The 24,180-nt window shown below is 35.2% G+C and carries 19 protein-coding genes; 6 read left to right on the forward strand and 13 right to left on the reverse strand.

Features of this window, described 5'->3' with window-relative positions:
* From VSA01S_RS16110 to VSA01S_RS16130, 5 genes are all read right to left on the reverse strand, one after another.
* A partial coding sequence (locus VSA01S_RS16110) for a hypothetical protein (protein ID WP_147052725.1) occupies nucleotides 1-213 on the reverse strand: 213 nt, incomplete at its 3' end.
* A gap of 710 nt (nucleotides 214-923) precedes the next feature.
* Nucleotides 924-2,078, reverse strand: a complete 1,155-nt coding sequence (locus tag VSA01S_RS16115) for a hypothetical protein (protein WP_039983619.1) — start codon at nucleotides 2,076-2,078, stop codon at nucleotides 924-926.
* Between the two features lie 505 nt (nucleotides 2,079-2,583).
* The gene (locus tag VSA01S_RS16120; protein ID WP_039983617.1) at nucleotides 2,584-2,877 is read right to left on the reverse strand and encodes a hypothetical protein; all 294 of its coding nucleotides are present in this window, start codon (nucleotides 2,875-2,877) and stop codon (nucleotides 2,584-2,586) included.
* A gap of 552 nt (nucleotides 2,878-3,429) precedes the next feature.
* Nucleotides 3,430-5,241, reverse strand: coding sequence for a hypothetical protein (locus VSA01S_RS16125; protein WP_083932331.1), 1,812 nt, complete (start codon nucleotides 5,239-5,241; stop codon nucleotides 3,430-3,432).
* A 514-nt stretch (nucleotides 5,242-5,755) separates the two neighbouring features.
* Nucleotides 5,756-6,730 (reverse strand): nucleoside hydrolase, encoded by a 975-nt coding sequence (locus VSA01S_RS16130; RefSeq protein ID WP_039983544.1) that lies wholly within the window; start codon nucleotides 6,728-6,730, stop codon nucleotides 5,756-5,758.
* A 318-nt stretch (nucleotides 6,731-7,048) separates the two neighbouring features.
* Here VSA01S_RS16130 and VSA01S_RS16135 point away from each other — a divergent pair, with 318 nt between their 5' ends.
* A complete protein-coding gene (locus tag VSA01S_RS16135) occupies nucleotides 7,049-7,582 on the forward strand; it encodes a hypothetical protein (RefSeq protein ID WP_039983546.1) in 534 nt (177 codons plus the stop codon).
* 134 nt (nucleotides 7,583-7,716) lie between these two features.
* Here the strand turns inward: VSA01S_RS16135 and VSA01S_RS16140 are convergent, their stop codons facing one another.
* Nucleotides 7,717-8,085 carry a DUF805 domain-containing protein gene (locus tag VSA01S_RS16140; RefSeq protein ID WP_039983547.1) on the reverse strand — a complete coding sequence of 123 codons (369 nt, stop codon included), beginning with the start codon at nucleotides 8,083-8,085 and terminating at the stop codon, nucleotides 7,717-7,719.
* Between the two features lie 490 nt (nucleotides 8,086-8,575).
* On the opposite strand from VSA01S_RS16140, the gene VSA01S_RS16145 reads away from it, so the two are divergent.
* Entirely contained in the window at nucleotides 8,576-8,926 is a 351-nt protein-coding gene (locus VSA01S_RS16145; protein ID WP_039983549.1) for a Maf family protein, read from the forward strand.
* Nucleotides 8,927-9,108: 182 nt separating this feature from the next.
* On the opposite strand, the gene VSA01S_RS16150 is transcribed toward VSA01S_RS16145, so the two are convergent.
* Nucleotides 9,109-9,735, reverse strand: a complete 627-nt coding sequence (locus VSA01S_RS16150; RefSeq protein ID WP_039983551.1) for a LysE family translocator — start codon at nucleotides 9,733-9,735, stop codon at nucleotides 9,109-9,111.
* 349 nt (nucleotides 9,736-10,084) lie between these two features.
* Here VSA01S_RS16150 and VSA01S_RS16155 point away from each other — a divergent pair, with 349 nt between their 5' ends.
* Nucleotides 10,085-10,255, forward strand: a complete 171-nt coding sequence (locus VSA01S_RS16155; RefSeq protein WP_145993925.1) for a DUF6435 family protein — start codon at nucleotides 10,085-10,087, stop codon at nucleotides 10,253-10,255.
* Between the two features lie 178 nt (nucleotides 10,256-10,433).
* Here the strand turns inward: VSA01S_RS16155 and VSA01S_RS16160 are convergent, their stop codons facing one another.
* The 4 genes from VSA01S_RS16160 to VSA01S_RS16175 all read right to left on the reverse strand — a co-directional run bounded on the left by VSA01S_RS16160 (nucleotide 10,434) and on the right by VSA01S_RS16175 (nucleotide 15,401).
* On the reverse strand, nucleotides 10,434-11,174 hold the full coding sequence (locus VSA01S_RS16160; protein ID WP_039983552.1) for a hypothetical protein: 741 nt from the start codon (nucleotides 11,172-11,174) through the stop codon (nucleotides 10,434-10,436).
* Nucleotides 11,175-11,319: 145 nt separating this feature from the next.
* The gene (locus tag VSA01S_RS16165) at nucleotides 11,320-13,407 is read right to left on the reverse strand and encodes a leukocidin family pore-forming toxin (RefSeq protein WP_083932328.1); all 2,088 of its coding nucleotides are present in this window, start codon (nucleotides 13,405-13,407) and stop codon (nucleotides 11,320-11,322) included.
* A 379-nt stretch (nucleotides 13,408-13,786) separates the two neighbouring features.
* Nucleotides 13,787-14,095: a DUF3861 domain-containing protein gene (locus tag VSA01S_RS16170; protein WP_039983569.1), complete on the reverse strand. Its 309-nt coding sequence runs from the start codon at nucleotides 14,093-14,095 to the stop codon at nucleotides 13,787-13,789.
* Between the two features lie 403 nt (nucleotides 14,096-14,498).
* A complete protein-coding gene (locus VSA01S_RS16175; protein WP_039983554.1) occupies nucleotides 14,499-15,401 on the reverse strand; it encodes a LysR family transcriptional regulator in 903 nt (300 codons plus the stop codon).
* A 128-nt stretch (nucleotides 15,402-15,529) separates the two neighbouring features.
* On the opposite strand from VSA01S_RS16175, the gene VSA01S_RS16180 reads away from it, so the two are divergent.
* From VSA01S_RS16180 to VSA01S_RS16190, 3 genes are all read left to right on the forward strand, one after another.
* Complete coding sequence (locus VSA01S_RS16180; protein ID WP_039983556.1) at nucleotides 15,530-16,594, forward strand: HlyD family secretion protein; 1,065 nt, start codon at nucleotides 15,530-15,532, stop codon at nucleotides 16,592-16,594.
* Nucleotides 16,595-16,597: 3 nt separating this feature from the next.
* Nucleotides 16,598-18,154 carry a DHA2 family efflux MFS transporter permease subunit gene (locus tag VSA01S_RS16185; RefSeq protein WP_039983558.1) on the forward strand — a complete coding sequence of 519 codons (1,557 nt, stop codon included), beginning with the start codon at nucleotides 16,598-16,600 and terminating at the stop codon, nucleotides 18,152-18,154.
* A gap of 473 nt (nucleotides 18,155-18,627) precedes the next feature.
* Entirely contained in the window at nucleotides 18,628-19,623 is a 996-nt protein-coding gene (locus VSA01S_RS16190) for an OmpA family protein (protein WP_039983564.1), read from the forward strand.
* A 252-nt stretch (nucleotides 19,624-19,875) separates the two neighbouring features.
* On the opposite strand, the gene VSA01S_RS16195 is transcribed toward VSA01S_RS16190, so the two are convergent.
* A complete protein-coding gene (locus VSA01S_RS16195; RefSeq protein WP_039983571.1) occupies nucleotides 19,876-21,054 on the reverse strand; it encodes a hypothetical protein in 1,179 nt (392 codons plus the stop codon).
* Nucleotides 21,055-21,557: 503 nt separating this feature from the next.
* Complete coding sequence (locus tag VSA01S_RS16200; RefSeq protein WP_039983566.1) at nucleotides 21,558-23,423, reverse strand: phospholipase D-like domain-containing protein; 1,866 nt, start codon at nucleotides 23,421-23,423, stop codon at nucleotides 21,558-21,560.
* Between the last annotated feature and the right edge of the window lie 757 nt (nucleotides 23,424-24,180).

A 24,180-nucleotide genomic window follows, 5' to 3' on the forward strand; every position in this document is an offset into this window, starting at 1 on the left:
ATTGTAGTCAACAAAAGGCATGACGTGAAAAGTGGACGACTCGCCAGAAAATACGGAGTTTTTCGTAGGAGATACCTCTCCTTCACCGGTTGAGGTTATAGTAACCTCATAGGTCTGTGTGATCTCAAAAGCATCTTTATCATGACACCCACTTAAAGATAAAGCCATAAGTAAGCTAGGTAAGAACCAGTTTTTTCTATTGTGATGATTCATATTCATTTACCTCATATTTAAAGGTGCAATGTTAATTGCAACTCGACTATTGGCTGATCGTGCTTGTGGATATTGTGTTAGCACGTGGGAAGGCTCAAATACGGGGCTTTCTCGTAGCTTTGTTCGGATGAACTCAGCATAGGACCGCTTACCTATCAATGATAATGGAATAATGGAAGAAAAGGAGATGCTTGTCATAAGGTGAAATATTAACTTAATTATCTTTAATAATCCTAACTATAGTTTAACATTTCTTTTATTTATTCATGGTTATGTGAAAATCATGTCAAGTCTGTTGTCGGGCTTGATACAAAAACCTCATAACCACTAGACTTAACTAGGATTTATCAGGGCTTGTTGACGAGTTCATTAAATCATCAATTTTCACTTGAGCGTGTTTTACTTTATCCTTGCTATCTATCTACGTACGACGCACCTCAATTTGTTTACAGCAAAGAAATACAATTTAAAAACAAAAATTTTAAGCAAGGTAAATCAACTCATTAAAGAGAAAAATCTTGAGATAGCAGAAGAGAAACTGACATATCTATCTCATCTGACTGGGAGAGTATTATCTTGTTCTCTCACCGTAAATCGATTTATGGAAAGATAGCTTTGCACGTTATTAATTTGATAGGCGTTCTGACAAACGTTGGAATGGATTTAAGTCACCAAGCCTTTAAGGCTTGATGACTATAAAGCAAGTCGATTTAATTAGCGAATAGAACGTTATCTTTTAGCCATTCTTGATGTGTAGACATGCCTACAAGCGCCCAAGTCGAATCGTTTAAGCAGAACAAAACTGCACCATGATCGATATCTCCCATTGCATCCCCAATTAAGAAAGATGGCAGCAAGGGATGATGAACGGTGAAAGAACAATGTTCATCAAATGTTAGCTGCTTAAAGCTTTGTACCCAACTTGTGAGTGCCGCTTTTGTTTCTCGTGCTTGAGGGTTACCAACAATACTTGTACAAGCATCTTTATCTTCTGGGCTTTCTATAAACTTATTGATTGACTCTCTGATATTTTCAGCAGTTAACACACCTTCAGAATTTATAGTTAGGACAGGAATATAATTACCAACATCATTTTTATTCAAGTAACTTAAATGGGGCCTAGCATTCACTGGGAATATCGCCAAATCTGGCTTCACTAAACTAAAGTAGATCGAATTAATAACATCATGCGTTGATACCCACCCTTGTTTTAAATTCTTGTTAATATCCTCTTTTATGCGTTTAACTTCTGCTAGGTTGATAATTTTGAAAAAAGAATGTCTTTCTATATCGCATTTCTTTTCACCCATATCTAATTTTGAACGGGAGAATTTCAATTTTCTTTCAAACTCAAAGCTTTCAACTTCCTCATCAAAACTTAGCATATTAAGTAATTGATAATAAGATGTCCCATCTCCTACAAGATGATTCATTGAAAAGATAATAGCGAACTCATTATTATTGACATCTTCGATTAAGCTGAACTTAACAAGCTGCTTGTCTTGATCAATACATTCATCAACCGATGAGATATAAAGCTTATTAACGATATCTTCATCGGGATCATGATGTATCATTTCTCTTAGATTTTCTATACGACAGCCGCTACCCATAATTTTAGTGATGTCAAAAACTTCAAAATATGGCACAGTTGAATCAATCACTTCTGGCACAGTGAAAGCCAGCTCATCCGAGCGATCACTAATTAGCCTAGCACCAACCCAAGGGTTAGCATCTAGTATTGCTTGCATTCTCTTTTGCAATTTGTCAATTGGTGCTAAGCCTTTAAAAATTGTAATAGTAGCGATAACACCCTCGTGACGTGAGATTTTCACTTCAGAATCGAGTAACCTAATAATTGGCATTTATTGGACCTTTAAATATTTCTAATACTCTAATTTTAAAAGTTACCCACCGCTTATACTTGACCGAGATTGCTACATTCATTAATTCGCTTTAAAAAATTATGCAAATGATGAAAATTTGCTTTTTAAAATTACACAGAAAAAATAGATAAAAAGAATTGACAATTAATAATTTAGATTATGGTTCAATTGAGTTGTCATGACTAAAAAGTTAGCTGAAGAACATTTAGTAAAGTAAATGCTCTAATTTCACATTTAAACATAACATTAAATGAACACTTTAGATTATTCACCCTAAGTGATTGACAATGCCATCTTGGTAAATTCTTTAGTATAAAGATAACGTTGCTCAGCAATCATTCTAAACCAACTCTCAGCTTCGTCATTAGGTATAATGGATCTAGGTTTTTCTTTATTTTTAAAGTACTTAATGTCATCAGAGATTCAAATTTGATAACTTTCACACTCACTAACCAGCCTTGTATACTGTTTCAAAATCTGGTTGTTATTGTATTTCGTAATCGATCTGCTTACTTACATTCTTTAGTTGCACCCCAGCTTTATTAAACGCTTTTTGAATAACTGCTGAGACATGATTCTGCCCTTCTCCCTCTAAAAAGGTTGCTCTGTCTTGATTGGTTTCGAAAGTGCAAATAATTTTTAAGCTTTGTGGAAAAGAAGAGAATTTAACGGTATGAGTCACCCAAAGAAAGCCATCGTAACTTTTCAGCGTATCTTCACAGACTGCGGTTAACACTTCTCGAATTAGGTTCTCGATTTTCTTATCTGATTTACGCATGAAGTCGTTTCCTATTTGTTATGTATGAGTAAATACGATTACATACTTAAATGCCCATATAAGGAAAAGTATGCTGAGCAATCGAGGGCGATGGTATATGCCCGTATAGAATCCATAAATGGGTATAATTTACTAAGGCTTATGATCTATGAATATAAAAATAAAAACAAGCCAGTATTAGGACAGTTTAATTTTCGACGACGCCTTGAAGGGCGAAAAGTGAGAATATAAGAATTCGACTTTCTGAATGACCTTTTAAATGACTTCACCGTCTATTTTTATAATGAGGTATCCAATTGGCTATCTCAAAGGAATCAGCTACTTTTGTAACCTTTCCACTGTTTGTAATTGTTTCACTTTCGTCGCTACTTGTATCTATATCGTCTAACATGACTATTAAACAGTGAAAGATTTTGTTGCATCATTTCTTACTCTGTAAATCAAATTCAGTGTTAAGACCCTAAACTTAGGCAAATTTTTCATATTTACCTAAGTCTAGCTAATCAGATTTTATGGTGTAGCGTTTATCTAACTTTCAAACCTGAGTTCCGGTTAGAGTAACGCCACAATACCTGCAACCTCCAAGGCTTCCATTGCTGCAGCTGAAAATTCTTCTAACGTCATCCCCACTTGGTATGATGTATGTATAACAGAAGCCGCTGTATCGCCTACGTCTGCAGTAATTGAACTCCAACCAATACCAGCAAGACTTGTTGAGTTGTAAATAAAGGGGAGGCTATCAACGATATTTTGTTCAAAACCACGCTCAATCGCAAATCTTGCCACGAACTCTCCCACTCCCATTTGACCAGCATTTCCCACATCAAACTCAGCTGCACTGTGTAGAATAATGACAGATTCATGCTCAGATACAACAGCATTTGCTTCGTCGGTACCGATAATGACACTAATACTATTCACATGCTGGCTGATTCCCGGTATAGCCCCCTCCTCTCTCAGTAGGTACGAATCTAATTGTTTAGAAAACTGTGCGGCAACTTCTTGCGAATCAAACTTAAGAACAGTCTGTTCTTCTATAGGGGTGGAACCTGACACTGTTTTTGTTATATAAGTTGCACTTTCATTAAATGAAAGTTGGTTAGCTGGTAAGTCAGTCCCTAACTCTCGAAACCCCATATCAGACATAAAATTAAGGTTAGCTTGCGACACCTGGTTCTCAAAATACTCGGCACCATACTCACGAGTAGGAAACGTCAAATAGTTTTCTAACGCTTGTACGCCACCATTACCTTGCACAATCTCATACATATTATCGAACGACGCAGTTAATTTCATTGTGTCCGTGCCTGGGCCAACGGTTGTTAAAGAATAACCGAGAGACTGAAGTGCATCTTGAATGATACCTTTTTTTGCAAGGTAAACGGTAGTACCGGCCAGTGCAGCAGCACTCACACCAGCAGTAGTAATAAGAGCGATTTTTCCAGGCTGAAGGCCCTTATCAGCGGTCACATCATCATAGATCATAACATTGGACAGCATTGTTGGTGATGTCTGCTGGCCACTATTAGTCCTAGCCAAGTTTGTAAAACTTAGAACAGTTTGTTGCTGCGTTGCTGTAAACTGTAATTCAACTTTTTCCCATTGATTACGACCATTTTCATTGTTATCCCATGGTGCATCCACAACCCCGTAAACACCACCCGACCAAAACTCTTCAGCGATTAAAGGATGCTCTTTCGTGATTAGCGTTTCTTCTCTCCCAATGGATACAACCGTGTTTAGTGGTTGATAGGTATAAGATAATCCAGGAAATTTGACAAATTCACCAGAAATATCAAAAGAAAGTGTGTAACTTTGGCCTGGCACTGTTTGAACTACCGTTTTGATGGTTGCTTGGTGATTTGGTTTGCCTACAATCAGTGTAAAGCCTCCAGACGGTGCTTTATGATTATCGAGATGAACTAAATCATCAAATGGCTCGATTGAATTTAAGCAACTAGATTCCATCGTTTCAAGACACCAACCATCAATTTCACCTCTTGTAATTGTGAACCTTGGGTTCGATATTAACTGGTGTTTTAAATAATATTTTATTGATTCAGCCACCTCTTGTTTAACAGCATCATCATTCACGCGACTTTCTTGATACAAGGGATCAAGCTTGTTAATAACTTCAACTTGATTTAAATAAGATGTTGATAATGTATCTAACTGACTTCTAGGAACGTTATTTAATACCATATTGAATAAGATCTCAGATTTTTTCGCAAGCTCACTATTAGCTTTAAATTTATGCTCATGTGAACTGTTAAGCGTTGGCATAATATTTTCACTGGCAAATGTAGAGTATTGGACTATTGCTAGTGACGCCCCTAGAGCTAAATTTTTCAAACTGATAACCATATAGTTCCTCATTATTTAATAGAATATTTATATTTCTATGCACCCATAAAGGAAAGTCATTTAAATCTGTGAGAAAATACATATAAATTACCATTCAAAGATCAACTCTCATATCATGAAGACATGCACAACAACAAGCATACACAAACTAATAATTAATGCTATATAATAATTTTATTTGATTAATAACCTTCTAAAATCTTAAATAAAAAAATAAATATATAAAAGAGTAAATATATAAAAATTAAAAAATAACGAAGTAATGTATAAGAAATAAATGACAAATAAATAAATAGTATATAAGAGCCTACATATAAATGCCGGTATCTCAAAATAATTGAAGATTTTGTTTAAATCTATAAGGCACTTTTGGGAACGAAAGTGCCACGAGTTAATATATGCTACTGATAGTTAGGTGCAATGAGCAGCCAATATTTTTGAACATATCTAGGATATTTACGATACATAATAATAGGATGGACCTGCAACACACCTCGCAACACTTTCAATAAAACTAGCGTTCTTTTCGTGAGTAATTTATCAATGTTTCTCTGTAGAGTGAAAGCAAAGCCTCTTTATCTACTTGAACGCCAACTGTTTGTGCTGGAAATTTCGACCACTCATCATTCATATAGTTCTGTTGATCCGTTTTCTGTATCGTCATTCCTTCCGCTGGTCCATCTGTAACCACTCTAACTGGACCAATGCGGCTTTTAAAAATAGTCGGATGGATAACATAAGCAATCGCTGATGGATCATGAACGTGACAAGCATTTACTCCCAATCTTTCAGAATAGAATTTTAAATAAAAGCGACTGATGTCCCAGATAAACTGCCCAACTTCACCGGCGTCATCTTTCAATTCACCAAGGTATTGATCGGTGAAAAAGCTTTCTTCAGTGACATCAAGCCCGATAATGATCACGGGCCATGCTGCGGTAAATACCTTATCGGCAGCATCAGGATCATCATGAATATTCGCTTCCGAAAATGGTGACACATTTCCTCGGTGGCCGTTTTCACCAAATGCTCCTCCCATGATCACAACCTCTTTCACCAAATCAACGATATCAGGAGCATTTTCGAGTGCGAGTGCAATATTAGTTAAGGGACCGATAGCCACCAGAGTAATCTCTTTTGGTTCTGCACGAACACGATCAATAATAAACTGATAGGCTGGTGTTTTAATTGCTTCAACCTCTAGTGAACTCGGTACTGTTACATCACCAAGACCATTATCACCATGGACCATAACCGTTGCCTCAACTTGTTCTTTGATTAAGGGCTTATCCGTACCTTTGGCAACGATTGCATTCATATGGAATTTTTGCTTTAAAAATAGAGCATTGTGAGTGCTATTTTCTACTGTAGCATTACCATAAACTGTAGTGATCCCGATCAGCTCAATGTCAGGATGCGCTTCAGCAAATAGTATGGCCATTGCATCGTCGATGCCAGGATCTGTATCAAGAATGACTTTCTTTGTCATATCTACCTCCAATAAAAAATTTAAAGAAATAAAAGATACCGAGCCTCTCTCTCAATAAATGTGACTTAAATCTCGTGATGGATGAATAGAAGATCCATAAACATCGAAAAATAGCTATCCATGATTAATCGTTGTTAAATATGAAAATTAATACACTACGAGTGAACACATTTGAGTTATTTATTAACGACTTACAAAGACTTTGAGATTTATACAGAAAAACTGGCGTGAAATAATAAGTGATTGACGCGAATTTATAACATTAAGATTCCTAATTTAACCTATATTATTATTTCAATTTTAATACTGGATTTTATTATGAGAAAAAATATTTTCAACAGAAAAATTCACTCGATAGTATTTCTATCTTTGACATGTATAACTGGATTTACCAATGCAACATCGGTAATAAATCAAGAGATGTCACCGACTTTAAAAGTTCAATTTGAAAACAATTCAAACCCTAAGGCTAACGAGTATTTATTAGGTTTTTTCAAAGCATTTATTGCTCGTGATAAAACGGCTCTGGAATCTATGTTGTCTAAAGGATACATCCAAAAATTTGGGGGAAGTCAGAATGACCGTGATGAATTTATTCAGCACTCTTTAGTTCTAAGTAAACAACTAAAGACAATGGATATCCTATTTAAAGATGTCAATATTGATAACAATGGAACAATTTCCGAAATACACGTTGTAGAAGTAACTGAATTAGATGGTAGTAAGTCTAAATTTAAGCTTTACGCTTTTTATTACTTCGATAATGATGGAAAGTTAAAATTAATCGATGAACTATCAACTATGCTTGAAGGTTCAAATGAAAATAAAGATATGGGCTCGAGAACCAAGTAAAGTTAGTTTATATTATTGAATAAAATATAGAAATAGTTTCACAATTACAGAGTCTGTACCATGAGGACTGACTCTGCTTAAGATCAAAATTGTTTAGTAGGCGTAGCTAAACAACTTAGTTACGATTCAAACCCTCAAGTCTTCTTAAATAGTGGCTCATCTCCCACTTTAGGGTCAGAGCCATATTCATTACTCCCTTTATCACCTTCTGAAACTGTGAATACAATAAGGACAATAAGACCTATCAGCGGGATAAATCCAATTAAAAGCCACCATCCTGTACGACCAGTATCATGTAACCGACGAATTGCCACTGCAATACCTGGAATGAAAACTGCTAATGCGTATATGTAGCCAATAAATATCGTGCCCAGAAGCCCATCAACAAACCCGAGAAGGAGAGAAATAATGAAGTTAACTAGGATAAACATCCAGTATTCTTTACGTCTCGCCCTTCCACTAAATACTGCGTACTTCTTTAAAACAGTCAAATACCAGTCCATTTTTTTTCCTCTAAATTAATATAGCTTACATAATAAGATACAAATTTATTAATTAATCAAGCTTTAATGGTTGAGTCGAAGCCTCAACAAACATTCCACTATCTTATTAATAGTTATGTATTTTTTCACCGTTAATTTAATATCAAACACGACAAAAACTCAAGGTGGTAGAACGTCAACTTTTACAAATTTTTTCAGCTATACATTAAAATACTAGAAAACAGCTTGAAAATCCTAGTAATGAACCATTAGGAGTACACCATGATGTAACTGAAGAGAGATCTTATTTAATATAACTGCATTTAATTCATAGAAAGTACTAAAATCATTAATGATAAAGTAAACAATTAAACCAGATTCATATCATAATTTCATTGTAGTAGCCTACGTTTATAATGGACTCAAAATCTCATTTAAGTAACGAAACCATTTGAGAATAATAATAGATAAGTTAAGATAAAAGTATATTTGATTTTTAAATGGTACTTCAATGAAAAACACATTAAAACCAACTTTATTCCTATCTTTATTTTTGTTGTTCGGCTTAATTTTTCAAGCTCAAGCCTCTTGCCTTAATCAAAATCCAATTTCTACAAAGGCGATGGAAGATATTAAAGAATTAAAAATTGCTCCTATTAAGGCTATTGCTTTCTTTAATAGTAATGATATAGCAGAAACAGGCAGTACTTTTGATAACGCCGCTATACACTGGGTTAAAGCAAGACATTGTTATGAAAAACAAATAAAAATTGGTGAAATGATTAACAGCACATTAATTTCACGTACAGGATATTTAGAAGGCTCTGAAGAAAATATTATTAATGAAATACTCTTTTGGTAAAAGAATACTACTATGTTTTATTTGAACTGATATTAGTAGTATACTCAACTAATTTAAAGCAACCTATACTTCCACCATCTACGCTAAATAATATTAAAATATATAATTCTTTTTATTTAGGAGGCACACAAAGTACCTCCTAACTTCTTTTCTTGATTTATGTTTTCTTTAGAAGATTACATTTAACGATTAATTGCTAAGTAGGAGCCTGCTGCTATCATAATACCTCCAGCATATTGATTTAATCGTTTATGAGCTCGTGGAGTCTTAAATAAAGTGACCATGCGCCCTGACCCAAATGCGATAAGTAATAGGCCAGACATTAACGCCACAGAAGCTAATACTGCAACTAAAGCAACATCTTTAACATTCATTACAGAGAGATCTATGAAAGTCGGCAAAAAGGAAATGTAAAATAGAATTACTTTCGGGTTAGATGCTGAAATTAAAAAACCTTGAGTAAAACTAGCTAAAGTCGATTGTGGGCTCTGTTCCAAGGCTTTTTCCTCAGAGTCCTTAATCTCAGGAATAGTCTTAAACATTTTATAGCCAAGGAAAATTAGATAAGCCGCACCGACATAGCGAATAACCTCAAATGCAAACGACCATTCCTCAGCGATAGTAGCGAGGCCAAAACATGCAAATATAAGATAAATAAGGTCACTACATATAATGCCCATAGACATAGGGAAACATTGACGCCATCCATAAGCCATACCACGAGCCATTATAGCAAAAACGCCTGGACCGGGGGTCAAACAGAATATAAACATAGCAATAAAAAATGTAACTGCACTTTCAAAAGACATCAATTTACTCTCAATATAATCGAACAAAAAATACAAACGAAATAAATTTTTTAAAAATATTTCATCATATTATCAATGATAAGTATCAATGATTTGAACTGATGTCACTCATAACTTTCCTATTCGGTTATAGTTAGAACACTTTAGTTAAAAAGTTTATCCATGTGAACGCATAATATTTGCTTAAAATCTGTGTACTCTAAGAAGAGAAAATTTCGACTACAAAAATGAAAGACAATCACAGAATCCTTATTCCACCACTATTCGAGCTAATGAACCAGTCAATTTTGAACCATGGGTTACAAACTTACGTAAGAAATAACTCTGTTTCCTATTTATGGTGATCATCATGTTTTCATTTTTTAAAACTAACCAAGCCAAAAGATTAAAGAAACAACATTCAATGTTACTGGAACAAGCGATGCTAGCACAACGAAGAGGTGACATTAGAGCATATTCTCGCCTTACCGCTGAAGCTGAAGAATTGTACACCAGAATCAAGCCTCTCAGTTCTGACTAAAATTTTCAACGTGTATACACTTATGCTGCTGTTCAACTTTGAAGCTAAGTAACTTTTACAACTAAACTAGGAGTGAGGCGATCAACATCGCCTCTGAATTGTTGCTATCTTTGAGGAAAAATCTTTTGCTTCACATCAAAGACTCAAAATAAATGTCATATTTATTGGTAAAAAATAATTATTGATTTGTTCCATTCAATCGCCACCATTTTACACCTTGAGGATATAACTCTTCGGGTATAGCAGCAAAATTTATCTCGGATTGTTTCTCTACAGTATACGCACTTGCCTGATAATCAAACATAGAGAAAAGAAGTGAAGGTGAGACGATGACTCCATTATCAATTTCTAATGTAATCTCTTTGGGAAAATCAACTCTTCCATTATTAGTTGTTAAAATGTAAGAACATGAAGTACCAAGCCTCTTTGCAGCTTGATTAGATAAAGAGATAATACTCTCCTTGAAAGAATCATAATGAAATGTCGAATCTCTGAATGAGTTGGTTAGATACTGATTAAAGAAATTATAGTCATCAAGATGAGATAATGAACGAATATTGTTTTTGTACCTATCAGCAGCAGCGGAAACCGAGGCAATATTAAGTTCATTTATCAATCCTTTCTCTTGAGTTATTCGAATTATATGACCCATCATAATTTGTTTTAAAGTTTTGCCAAAATCAGGGTCGTCTTCGCCGTGAATTTTATGCTGAAGAAGATCTATAGCATTGTACTCTCTGTACTTTGCTAACCTGAAGTTATGTAAAATTAAAGGAGAAAAGTATTCAGAAAAGGATTGGTTTTGTTTTATATTGTTAATCTGTCCAAAAAAAGCCTTAAAGTCACACTGTTCAGCTGAAACATTGAAGGTAAAGGCAAGGCTTGATAAAGCCAGAAGTTTGGTTCTTTTTCTCATCATATAAACTCGGAAAATAAACAATCCAATACTATAAACAAAAAAAATAATAGAAAAAACTAAGATTCCCTTCCCCTTAAATTAATAAGATATAAACCACAAATTAGTTAAATTATAATAGCAATAATAACAATAAAGACACCATCCATTAAAATTTAATGTTTCGAGTTACCAAAACATCATTATAATTTTCGCCAGTCTTACCTTCCATAATAGAAACTTCAACAATATTGGTGGTAAATTGGTTTAAGTCGCAAAAAATTGTCACATATCCATTTTTGCGGCTATGATAGGCATAATAACTTTCCCCATTATTAACCTCTGCTACATACGCGCCTTCACTGAGAAAAATGATACGATTGTTTGAATAAAAGATTTCTTCTGGTATTGTAAAACTAACTATACTTCCATTTTTACTGGCAGAAATTTCATAGAAACCTTCTGGTGCTATGTAGTTGTTACTAAATAGATCCGTATAGGCGGTCTTGGTAAGTATACTAACCTCTCTATCCTCTTCATAAGCTAGCCCTAATTCACCTGTAATAATATTATGACTAAGATACTCACTAGTATATACGTTCTGTAAATTATCTGTATTTTCTACCCACTCCCACCTTTGACTCAAACTAAGATCACAATGTTTTAAAATAGATAAATCTATCCCATCGAAGCATAGTTGATTGTTCACTGCGCTTACATAACGACCATACCTATCATAAATGAATGATTGCGTTTTTTTTGTAACGCTGCACTTTTGTATTGAAAGACTATGATCAATACCGACTTCCACACAACTTTTGTTAAATGAACCCAACTGCAAATTCACTGGTCGACCGCCACTAAAAACTGGATGATCCCAGTTAACAGTAAAGCGAGTTTTTTTACTAATACGACGACGTTTAGATGCATCTTCAAACCCATGATAAGACTGGTGAGAACCTATAACATAATAATGCTTGTAAGCACCATGATAAAGAGGACTAATATTGACTGAAGTATCGATTGCATATGTTGTGGAGCCTGTTTCATTTGGGTCAGACATGAAAATGACATCCATTTTTGGTAAAAAACTTGCGTAGCTAATTGGGCTAATTTTTTTAATATCAACAGGGTATTGAACAGCCCAAACTAAATCAGTTGTTCTGTTTAATAATGATTCAACTGTTGAATACTGCTCACGCTGCCAAGTAAAACTAACACTTTGTGGGCTCGTCGTACTTCGGATAATTTGATAATCTTTGGTTTTAAAACTCAACCTATTTGACTGAGTATAACTTCCATTAGCTTCCAATTTTACTTTTGGGCCTTCTTTATCAGTTTCAGCACCGGTACTTACTCCCAATGTAAAGGATTCTATTTGTGTTAACCCATAGCTAGAATTTATATTTTCGCTTGGGAAAGTTTTTAGCAATGTACTCTTTTTATTATCAGCAGTTATATTAACTTTGTAGTCTTGGGCTATAACATCGGTTGACCAATTTTGAAAATAGCCATCCAACACACCACTTTTGACCGTCCTAATATAATTAAGAGAATTATTAAGATGTATACCAGCACCTGTGGAGTCATCATCTAAAAAAATACGAACAATTTTTGCGTCTGGCGTCGCTGAGCCTATCACACCGAATTGAAGTGAACGTTCAAGCACAACGTGATAAACAAGTGAGATATGCGGCTCATCGCAAAAGTTACGTTTACCTTTATTCCAAAGGTTTGAGTTGCTAAATGTACATTCTTCCTCAGTAATCGGTCGATTAACCACGAGGTAGAAGGATAAATGTGGTAACAGTTCATCACTTGACTCTGAACGTTTGGATCTTCTGTTTTTTTGTAAAAATGGACTCTTTAAATATCCCATATCAATATCACTATCTATTGGAACAAAAATCAACTCTCCTTTATGCTCACTAACAATCAATAGGTCGCAATCAAAAGATACACTTATCTCATTTTTAAAAGCATTCTTAGCATCAGTATACTGAGCATTATCTTCAATATAACTAAAATCGACTAAATAACGTTTATTTTTCTCAAAAACTTCATATTTGATTTCGTTTAAAGTTGGAGGCTTATTATCGCCATAATCCCAATCTGCCGCATTTATATAGAATATATTACTAGAATCTTTAATTTTACTTAACACTTTAACAGCCAAACCTTGGGAATTAGACGATTCAGCAAAAGATAAATTTATAAAAAAAAGAATTGATATGCTTAAAAGAAATTTCATTTTCATTATATTAAATCATAAATCAACATTTTTATACTTGGCACAATGGCTAAATAGATATCGACAAGAATTTGGAAATGATAAAGTCCCTAAATTCCACATATATCATCCCCCTTAATTAACTACTTAAAAGGAACTTTATCATAAATTAATGCACTCACCATGCCTTATATTAATATATTTTCATTTAAGTGATTTAAGTTATATTAAAGTCACTTTCAATTGATAGAAAAATCACTATTTAAAATCAAAGATTGAATAAAACTAGCTAAGGAAAAATGACTAGGTATAGATTGATGCTGAAAAATTTGAGAGTAATCTAAATATTCACATTGATGGTCGTGTTATAACACAGCTATAATGCTGTGTTATAACGTTGAAACATCTAATTTTTTGTATTTTCTTGCTTAATCGATGCCTTTAGTTTTTGCATAAAGTGTTTAAAATGTGGCATAAAGTCGACAAACAACGAATGCTTTCGGTTTTTCATCATGACTGGACCTAGCAAACGCAAACCAACCCCAATTTTAGTCGCTGTTTCTGGCTCTAAGTTAATACCTTTCTTTAAATTATCGACAATGTTAAACAAGTCTTCGTTGTCTTGGAAAAAAAATTCCAGTGTTCTGGGCTCCACAACATCAACCTCTTCAATTGTTATTTTGTACTGTTTGTTTTTGCGAGTTTTAGAAATCATATTATTTTTTATCACATACATATTAGTATAAAAATTCCCCCATCAACTGATAAAAAATTCAAACATCAAGAATGAATGATTGAAAACCACATCTGGCAAGTAAATGAAATCAGTATTTCTGTTTGCCCGAAGTTGATAATAATAAGATAGAGATGAGGAAAAATAATAAAAACATATCAGATAAAGCGTGGCAAGCTGTTCTTGGTCAATAATTGATGATTTTTCTGCAAATTATTAATCATATGACAAGTAATTTATGAAGCTATTAGACTTATGGGTACAGCACTCTTTTAGAATTTTATTTTCAACATTAGTGGCATGCTCTTCCAGAAGATAAAACATAAAAAATATGAAGAAGATAGCTGAACTAAACGCTTTAACTACCCCACCCCAACCATTCAAACTATTTGTTTTGTTCACTCAGAAAAGCCGTTAATAAATAATCAATAAACACTTTTTTACGCTTAGGCATTAGCTGTCTATTCGCGTATACCAAGCTTACCGAGATTTGTGGTATGTCGTATTCAGGGAGTAAGTGGATCAACCGACCTGAAATAAAATGCTCTTTACAAATAAATTCGGGAAGTACTGCGAGCCCTAACCCATCTACACACGCATTCAAGCATGCCGTTATTGTGTTAACCTTAAGTTGACTTGGAAGCTGTATCAGCTCTGGCTCATCCTCACTTAACTTTAATTCCCATTTAGGTAAACGAGCGGCTTTATTGATAACTTCAATAATGCGAAATGGGGCCTTAAGATCCTTTGGTGTTTCAATAGAACCTAACTGCTCCAGATAGCTAGGGCTTGCAACCAACACACGTTCCGATGTTGTTAGGTGCCGCGAAACTAAGCTTGAGTCAACAAGCTCACCTATCTGTGCGTAAAGATCGATCCCTTCTCCAATAATATCTACTTCGCGGTTGGACAGCTCCAGATTCATTGTTACGTTCGGGTATTCCAGTAAAAAACTATGAATATATTTAGCAAGCACTTGCTGACCAAGTTCTACAGGAAACACAACATTTAAAGGACCACGAATCAAGTCTTGGTTTGCAGACACTTCCAACTCTGCTTTATTCATGATTTCTTGCATTTGAAGGCTGGATTGATAAAAACGCTCCCCCTCAGGAGTAAGCACCAGACTTCGAGTAGAACGAGTGACCAATCTCACACCTAAATATTGTTCAAGATCGGCTAATTTACGACTCACCGTGGATTTTGTCATATTTAAGGCTTCAGCAGCATGTGTAAAGCTTCCACAATCAACGACTTGGGTAAAAATAGTCACAGCATTTAGGTCCATTTTATCTCTCTACACTCTCAATTAGTAAGATTTTTGCAACAGTGTTTCCCTTTTTTCCTATCTTATCAATTAATCAGATTAATTTACAATTCGTTACATTCAAAAAAAGACTAAATGAGAAACGATAGATGACAGAAAGCACCAACACTTCGCCAAAAGTAAGCACAAAAAAGCGCAAAATAGTTCCTCTTATTACTACTGCGATATTACTGTCATTAGGTTTGGCGGGGTCTGGGTACTGGTATGGCTATGGTCAGTATTTTGAATCAACAGACAACGCTTACCTACAAGGTGACATTACTAATATTAGTCCTAGAGTGTCTGGGTATATTGTTAAATCTTACGTAAGTGATAACCAATTCGTTAAGGCCGGAGAGCTATTAGTACAGATCGACGATCGAGATTATCAGTCAGCGCTTGCTCAAGCTAATGCGCATTTAGCAGTTGTACAATCTAATATACAAAATTTAATCGCACAACAGACGTTACAACGTAGCAAAATCAATCAAGCTAAAAGCGGTGTCGAGTCTGCACAAGTTGGATATGAACGTGCTGTCCAACAAGCTCATCGTTCTCGAAGTTTATTAAAACGTAACTATGCCTCTCAAGATGAAGTTGATAGCATGGTTGCTCAACAAAAAGTAAGAATGGCAGAATTAAAAGAAGCACAAGCAAATTTAGTTGCTAGTAATGATCAATTAAAGGTCATTGCCAGTGAGATAGAACAAGCTAAAGCATCGGTTACAGAAGCTCAAGCGCAACAAAATCAGGCTCAATTAAACTTGGAATACACCAAAGTATACGCGCCAATTGATGGTGTAATAGGTAAACGGAGTGTTCGTGAAGGTCTACTGATTCAGGCAGGTGCACCTTTGATGAGTTTAGTTCCTGATCACCAAATATGGATAGAAGCTAACTTCAAAGAAACACAACTGAGTGGCATTCACAAAGGCCAAAAGGTTGAGATCGAGCTAGACGCTTTTCCGGGCAAATCACTTGAGGGTATAGTCGACAGTTTTTCTCCTGCAACTGGGGCTAAATTCGCATTGCTGCCGCCAGAGAATGCGACCGGTAATTTCACTAAAATCGTTCAACGTGTACCAGTCAAAATTACGCTTCAAGATCAGAGAGAGCTAAAGGGGCGTTTGCTTCCTGGTTTATCTGTAGTTGCAACTATAGATAAACGAGGTTAAGCAATGAGCACCACCGATGCTATAGCTCTAACTAATGATAATGATGAGGACAAAGTATCAACTCGCAACTGGATAGCCTTATTTGGTGGTTTGATTGGCGCGTTTATGGCGATCTTAGATATTCAGATAACCAACTCATCTCTCAAAGATATTCAAGGTGCTTTGTCTGCAACCTTGGATGAAAGCTCTTGGATCTCTACGTCTTATTTGATCGCAGAAATGATCGCAATCCCTCTAAGTGGCTGGCTTTCCATGGTACTTGGTAAACGTCGATACCTTACGTGGACAACCGCAATATTTACCCTTTCATCTCTGCTATGCTCCATATCTTGGAATATGACATCGGTGATCATATTCCGCGCAATACAAGGTTTTAGTGGCGGTGCATTAATCCCGCTTGCCTTCTCACTGGTGATTCAACTGCTACCCATCAGTAAACGTGCCGTTGGAATGGCCTTGTTTGGAATCACCGCGACGTTCGCTCCGTCCATTGGTCCAACGTTGGGAGGTTGGCTAACAGAAAATCTCTCATGGCATTACATTTTTTATATCAACATTCCACCAGCCTTACTCTTGATAGTGATGGTACGACACGGATTAGACGATGAAAAGCTTGACTTAAACGCGTTGAAACAAGCAGATTGGTTCGGAATCACTACCATGGCGTTAGGACTTGGATGTTTGGAAGTCGTTTTAGAAGAAGGCAACCGCGAAGAATGGTTTAGCTCAAGCTTTATCATAACTCTAAGCATTATTTCTACGGTTAGTTTAGTCTACTTCGTGATAAACGAACTCCAACACAAAAAGCCATTGGTAAACTTACGACTTTTACAAGATGGACAATTTGCAATATCTTGTATCGCCTATCTAATACTAGGAATGGCATTATATGGTTCTATCTATGTACTGCCTATGTATCTAACGCAAATACAGCGATACAATGCGATGGAAATAGGTAAAGTACTTATGTGGATGGGCTTGCCACAACTACTGATATTCCCATTCGTACCTAAACTGACCCAGATTATTAAACCGAAATACTTGGTGACCTTTGGATTTATAATGTTTGGATTGAGCTGTTACGTAAATACTCATATGACCATTAATTTCGGAGGGCAGCAGTTGATCTTGTCTATGGTTCTGCGTGCTGTTGGTAGCCCATTCATTATGGTTCCACTTTCTTTGGTTGCGATGAAAAATATCAGCAAAATGGATACTACTGACGCATCTTCGTTAGCTAATGTCATGCGTAATCTAGGAGGGGCTTTTAGTATTGCGATTATTGCTACCTTGTTGAATAACAAGACACATGAACATTTGGCTAATATTAAAGAATCACTACCTTCAGTGAGTCAATTAGGTTGGCAAACACTTAAAGAACAGCAAACATTTTTTATTCAATCAGGGAGTGATGTTACTACAGCGATGCAACAAGCACAGGCAAGCTTATTAAGTACCATGCAGCGAGACGCTGCAATCATGGCTTACAATGATGTATTCCTAATGATGAGTGTATTCTTAGCTGTTGCTGCAATATTAATTTCATGCATGAAAAACTGAATTCTAATCCAGCTCATACTGCACAGCCCCACATGTAGTAAACGAAACAAAATCTAAATTAAAAGGCAGACTAAACGGTCTGCTTTTTATTACTTGAAAAAAGCATAATTTGAAATGATCGACAGCAATCTTAAACTCTCATCTTCATATCATTTCGTGTGTCTACTGAAAAAGTATGACGTTGACAGAGATGCCCATTTTAAAACGTCTATTTATAGCATTCATCAAGAAAATTTTTGAGTTCTATTGTTTATGCTCACTATACTACATTGAGGATTACAACTTGAAACCTAAGGTATAAATCTGCCGAAATTTAACTATATTGACTATAAGTCTTTTTTGTTTACCTAAATATTAAAACTTTTAACTACACTATTAGTATGTGGTTATTTTTTTATTAATAAATGGTATTGCATGAAATGTAAAAACGTGAATGCATACGTGAAGATAACTTAGACTATAGAGTATTAGATATGTCAAATTTATATCCATCGTTACCCTTATCATTAATATTAAGTGGACTTGGACTTAGTGCATATGCACAAAGCGTGGAAGACACCGTCTTTTTGGGGTTAAAGGCAGGCTATCAATTTTCACAAGACGATGCCTATCGCCATGGGGAAGATCCTAAAGGTGGTATAGTAGGTTTATTTGCGGGTTATCAATTCACCCCAAGTTGGGCGTTTGAAGCTGGATATCAATATCATGCAGAACTACACGCTTCAGCGACTTCTGTAGATGTAAAAACATCACTTATAGACGTCGCTGTACGCTATGATTGGTATTGGCAAGAACTCTCAAGTATCTACGGTCGATTAGGTTTTGCCTATTGGGACATGGCAAAGCATTCCCCTAGCTTCAAAGAAGATACTACAGGTTTTTCTCCATTGGGAGAAATAGGACTAGCTTATCAATTTACCCCTCAATTTAAAGCTTCTATGGGTTACCAATACATCGATGATATTGGAGATAAGAAGACTGGTTATTACGACAGCCACTCCTTCATCTGGAGTTTGAGCTACGTATTTACTTCCAAGAATGCAACTGACTCAGAGAAAGCAACAATGCGCCCAATCAAAGAAACTGCCAACAAAAAAAACAATTCCGATGCGATTACTTATAGCCCCGAGGTTTGTAACTTTGAATTTAATAGCTCTGCATTGAGTGAAAGCTGTCAGTCTGTTTTAATTGAAACAGCTGAAGAATTGTCGTCTTCACCACATGCTAATGCAAGTGTTGTAGGACATACAGATTCCACTGGAAGTATAAAAGTTAACCAAGTTTTATCAGAACGACGTGCAGATGCAGCTGCAAATTTTTTGGAAAACCATGGTGTAAGTTCCAACCAATTGCATGTTGAAGGTAAAGGAGAACATGCCCCAATCGCATCCAATGATACAGCAGAAGGCCGTGCATTAAACCGCCGTGTTGAAATTGATAATCAACTTGAAGCAAAAAATAATAAATAACAGCCACCTGAAGTTACAATAATTCAACTTCTAGAATGAGTTTTCACCTGCAAAGATTTCTACTTTTGCAGGTGGTCACCCTCTTTTTTGTTACTCTTTTACTCTTCTTATATTAACCATACAACAGCCAGCAATTGTGTAAATTTACTCTATAGGACGTAATCAAATATTTTCTATCACAGCAAAAACAAATCATTCACAAGTGTTTTATGAAAAGAGATAAGCCGATTTAACTTATCAAGTTGACATACATTAAATGTCTTTACCTTGTTGACTCAACTTTGCCAATTCTAAGTGAGACGGAAGTTTACCTTCATTAAAACGCCAATGTGTCGCTCCTAACTCACTTATATCATAATAATTATGATTCCATTGTCTAAATTCATCACTTTTTTTGAACGATTCTGGTAATGATTTTACATAAGAACCAGCATCGTATGGTATACCAATTTTCTTACCCACTGACATTACTTCGTGAAAAGAGTGCATCCCTCCGCCAACAAGGTAGCCAACAATTGCGAGCATATATTGTTTTTTTTCTTCTTCGTCTTCTAATGGCCCAAACGCTTCAGCAGCTTGAAATAAACTACCTGTTGTTCCTGATATTCCAGCTCCGAAAAGAAGATTTAGAGAATCCATATCATCGAAAAAGACGTTGGCCTCTGGATCACTTTGACGGAACATGTCACGCTCAAACATATCAACACCACGATTTCTTGATTTGTCTAACTTTCCAACGATAGCCACGTTTCGATTATTAGTAATACCCGCAGTAAAAGAGGGCTCCACCACATTTTTACGCTTTGCTCGACCTCTTTTTGTTTCTTTATCAAACCAATCTTGCCTAACAGTTTTTTCAATTGACTTATATCTATTAAGCTGGATTCCTCCTAGTTTAGGCAGTACTTTTCTACCAATTGCATCATGAATTGCCATTTTTTGATCTAGAGAGCCTTTTTTTAGTGAGTTCAGAATACTATTCCAAATTAACTCATCTGAGAGTTTACCTGCATCTTCTTCTGAAATTCTTCCGAAAGACTGTTTACCATTAGTGAAAAAGTAATGACCGACTCCATTTACAACAGCAGCCAACGATTTATCTCGATCTAGTTCTCGTTGAGCTTGTAAATATAGCTCGACACCTCGAGATATTTTATCGACCGCTTTTTCTGTGAAATGTTTATTATGCAGAACAATTGCACCTAATTCCGACGCAGCTAGGCTTCTGCGCTCTTGACTAACTTCTGTTGTGTAAGGCTTTATACCAAGAACTGACTGATTAAAACCTACATAGTCGCCTACTTTAGCAAATACAACACGAGAATCATCGGAAATACCATAAGGTACATATGATTCAATGCGGGGGAGAGATTCTCGCAGTGAAAATCCATTTGAATTGTCAATATCACGAACGAAAAACTTTTTATTCATTAACTCTCGGGGGTCAGACTCATTTTTAATTGCTTTAATACTTTTTTCAAAAAGGCTTAGATTTGTATCAGTTGTTTTCCTAAGAGCTTTTGTGGGTGAATTGGCAGTAAGAGGAACTGTAAGTGACGGCATAAATATTTCCAGTGACTTAATAATTAGAACTATTGTTACTAATTGACATCCTTAAATCATATGAAAATTTCAGAAAAGTTTTGACAAAAGACATTACTTTCAAATCACTTCTATCTTAAAAACCCCATTCTAATATAGCTTAAAAATAAGCATTGAAGTTTAAAATAATGGTATCGCATAAAACCAAGAAGATAGAATCAGTAGCTTTAGCAAGGGTCATTTATGACTAATTTTTCTTAGAAGGTAACGTGTTCTAAAGAATTAATTTGAAATCATTTATAAATTTATAGATGTATTAATTACCCCATAATAAAGTAAAGCAACTACGTACGAAATCGTAAGCGTTGCTTTAAAATTGACACAAAAAGGTACTATTTTATTCCTAATTTCATTCTTAACTCTTCAGAAATCCCTTGTACTTTCGGTTGTTGTAATATGTTCAATGGTGCAGTAGAAAATGGCTTTGAATGAAGTCCAGTATATTGATTTGCTTCATTTATTAGCTCTAATAACTCTCTATCGGTTAAAATAGGACAAGCATCCCATATATTATTAAATAAAGCATCGTCTAACTTCGATGATTGCGGGTTTAACACCAACATATTTTCTCTACTTCGTAAAAATGATTGTCCATCTAGATTATGCGTTCCAGTCATCATGATTGTATCTTGCTTATTTTTTTTATCTAAAATATATACCTTTCCATGATCAACAGGACCTAGGTCTCCTGGCTCAAAGTTATGTTTATCACTGAGAGCCTGAGATGGATTAAACACACTCACCTTTATTGTACCAAGTGGGATACTTAACTCTTTATCATTCTGTCTGGTTCGTAATTTTTTTAATGCTGCATCAATATTGCCGATAGATGAAAAAAAGTGGCTATCAGATTTATTGACTGGCCCTAATATTTGAATATTAATGCCTCTTTTAAGCGCATCTATAGCCCAATCTTCAATAGCATCGATACTGCAGTTACGAAGTTTGAGCGTATCACCCGGTTGGGCAGATTTGAACATATACTTTATTGCTTTACCTATTGGTTTAGACGATCTACTCAGTGTTATGTTACCTTCATTTTGAAGCCATAAAACCTGCTCTTCTGAAGACGAGCTCAGTTCGAAATTATGTTTTTGTAATACAGACTTAATATTAGGATTTATACCTTCCTCAGTATTAGGAGAATCAATGTCAATGGCTTTCAAACTATCTACCAGAGATTTAGGATTATCTAATATATTCAGAGATACATCATCTTTTATAGAATCAACTTTTAACAGGCCAATATCACCTTCATGGTTATCCATCATATCAAGAAAGTAATTTTTTTGTGATTCAACCAAAGCCTTGGAAAGAAACATTGCACCGCTATCAAACCATTGTGATTTAGTTTTATTTCCTAAGCTTGCTCCAAGAGTAGCCATCATTCCCTTGTCATTAATTAAATATTTATTATGATGAGATCCTGTGATACCAGAGGGGTTTTCAGCAATAAAAAACACTTTACATTTCAGGTTGTTTATTGTTTTTTTTCCTTCTTTTATCGCTTCTTGATTAAATATTCGAATAAGATCTTTCCATTGTGTCGGGTTCTTTTGACTGATGGTTGTTCTTTTACCTACCACCATATTCTGTTGCCACATACTTTTATTGTATAGCAAGGCAAGAGTAAAATTAGAGTCTTCTTGTTTGTTAGCAATGGATGCTAATATTGACTTCATTGTTGCAGATAGCTTTTCATTATCTACAGGACGAATGCCATAAGTTGTTACTATGGAAAATTTATCTGCACCTTCTACCATAGCTTCAATCATGCGCTTTTGATCATTTTCACTGTTAATACCTGATGATAGAACTAATGCTTCGCCAGACTGAACATTTTTACTATCGAAATCAAGAAGCTTGTTTTTAAGCACATCAAGGTTGGTTTTATTTTGATTTTTTACTTTTTTAGCAAGGTTATTTAACTCAATAAATCGAAGCTCGTTTGTTGTTATATCTTTCTCTAATTTACTTCCAGATAGCTTTATAATTTTTTCGTTTAATTTAGCACCCAAACAGATCATAGATTTGAAGTTATGGTTCAGATCACCGAATTTAGTATTACTTGGTATATTTTCAATAATAGCAATCTCTTTAGCTAAGTCAGTACCATTAATTTTAAATGATGATGAAGAGTCACATTGAAAGTCATTTTTTATACTTGAATTAGAGTTTCTATCAATTGATAAGCTCATAAGATACTACTTATAATTATTTTAAAGTAGTAAGCATACACATGAAATTGAAATGTTTATATTATAAGAATCACATTAAAGACAATACTAAATATCAATAATAAAATATTAAATCACTTTAAAAAAAACATTTTAAAACAATTAATAAAAACATACTTTAATTTGCACATTTAATGTTTTTATAAAAACAAAATAATGAAACTATTATTAAAAATTGAGTTAATGAAAATTAGATTTAATCAATCACTGATTTATATAATAGCAACATTAGACTCTTTGAGGGCAAAAGGTAAGTCCAGTATCACTAGCCAGCGAGTGACTCCGTAAAGTTGAACATTTCTGTTAAGCGGCTTTCAAGGCCTGATTTCCAAAAACCATCAATTTGTCACTCAAGTCAATCACCGCATCAAATAGCACCTCAAAGGTATAAGGCCCAGTGCAGCTCAGCAGTATGAACAGCTTAAGTAGCGTCGCAAATACCCCACTTAGTCTTGATATAGAAAACGCCATAATGATAGTGGGTATCGCTTATAACTTCTGCATATTTTGCTCGCGCTTTTGGCCTGCGCCGCCAATTTCTCCACAGGAGCGGCTCACCTTTGATACAAAGATTCAAGCAGGGCCAACTGGCCACTGATCTGATGCCGCGTCACTCGCCATAGTGTCACGTTTAGATCAGCACGAGGCAATAAAGCGGATACCATAAGCAAAAGTCAACAGAAACCACATTTAGATTGAACGATAGTTTTTGATAAAA

The sequence above is a fragment of the Vibrio sagamiensis NBRC 104589 genome (genome assembly GCF_007990935.1).
Classification (GTDB): Bacteria; Pseudomonadota; Gammaproteobacteria; order Enterobacterales; family Vibrionaceae; genus Vibrio; species Vibrio sagamiensis.

Excerpts from the sequence above, each read along its gene's own strand:
- VSA01S_RS16145 (WP_039983549.1), top strand. The coding sequence starts at position 8,576 with ATGAAAAACACATTAAAACCAACTTTATTCCTATCTTTATTTTTGTTG.
- VSA01S_RS16140 (WP_039983547.1), bottom strand. The coding sequence starts at position 8,085 with ATGGACTGGTATTTGACTGTTTTAAAGAAGTACGCAGTATTTAGTGGA.
- VSA01S_RS16180 (WP_039983556.1), top strand. The coding sequence starts at position 15,530 with ATGACAGAAAGCACCAACACTTCGCCAAAAGTAAGCACAAAAAAGCGC.
- VSA01S_RS16155 (WP_145993925.1), top strand. The coding sequence starts at position 10,085 with ATGTTTTCATTTTTTAAAACTAACCAAGCCAAAAGATTAAAGAAACAA.
- VSA01S_RS16135 (WP_039983546.1), top strand. The coding sequence starts at position 7,049 with ATGAGAAAAAATATTTTCAACAGAAAAATTCACTCGATAGTATTTCTA.
- VSA01S_RS16200 (WP_039983566.1), bottom strand. The coding sequence starts at position 23,423 with ATGAGCTTATCAATTGATAGAAACTCTAATTCAAGTATAAAAAATGAC.
- VSA01S_RS16195 (WP_039983571.1), bottom strand. The coding sequence starts at position 21,054 with ATGAATAAAAAGTTTTTCGTTCGTGATATTGACAATTCAAATGGATTT.
- VSA01S_RS16190 (WP_039983564.1), top strand. The coding sequence starts at position 18,628 with ATGTCAAATTTATATCCATCGTTACCCTTATCATTAATATTAAGTGGA.
- VSA01S_RS16125 (WP_083932331.1), bottom strand. The coding sequence starts at position 5,241 with ATGGTTATCAGTTTGAAAAATTTAGCTCTAGGGGCGTCACTAGCAATA.
- VSA01S_RS16120 (WP_039983617.1), bottom strand. The coding sequence starts at position 2,877 with ATGCGTAAATCAGATAAGAAAATCGAGAACCTAATTCGAGAAGTGTTA.
- VSA01S_RS16185 (WP_039983558.1), top strand. The coding sequence starts at position 16,598 with ATGAGCACCACCGATGCTATAGCTCTAACTAATGATAATGATGAGGAC.
- VSA01S_RS16150 (WP_039983551.1), bottom strand. The coding sequence starts at position 9,735 with ATGTCTTTTGAAAGTGCAGTTACATTTTTTATTGCTATGTTTATATTC.
- VSA01S_RS16160 (WP_039983552.1), bottom strand. The coding sequence starts at position 11,174 with ATGATGAGAAAAAGAACCAAACTTCTGGCTTTATCAAGCCTTGCCTTT.
- VSA01S_RS16165 (WP_083932328.1), bottom strand. The coding sequence starts at position 13,407 with ATGAAAATGAAATTTCTTTTAAGCATATCAATTCTTTTTTTTATAAAT.
- VSA01S_RS16115 (WP_039983619.1), bottom strand. The coding sequence starts at position 2,078 with ATGCCAATTATTAGGTTACTCGATTCTGAAGTGAAAATCTCACGTCAC.
- VSA01S_RS16170 (WP_039983569.1), bottom strand. The coding sequence starts at position 14,095 with ATGATTTCTAAAACTCGCAAAAACAAACAGTACAAAATAACAATTGAA.
- VSA01S_RS16175 (WP_039983554.1), bottom strand. The coding sequence starts at position 15,401 with ATGGACCTAAATGCTGTGACTATTTTTACCCAAGTCGTTGATTGTGGA.
- VSA01S_RS16130 (WP_039983544.1), bottom strand. The coding sequence starts at position 6,730 with ATGACAAAGAAAGTCATTCTTGATACAGATCCTGGCATCGACGATGCA.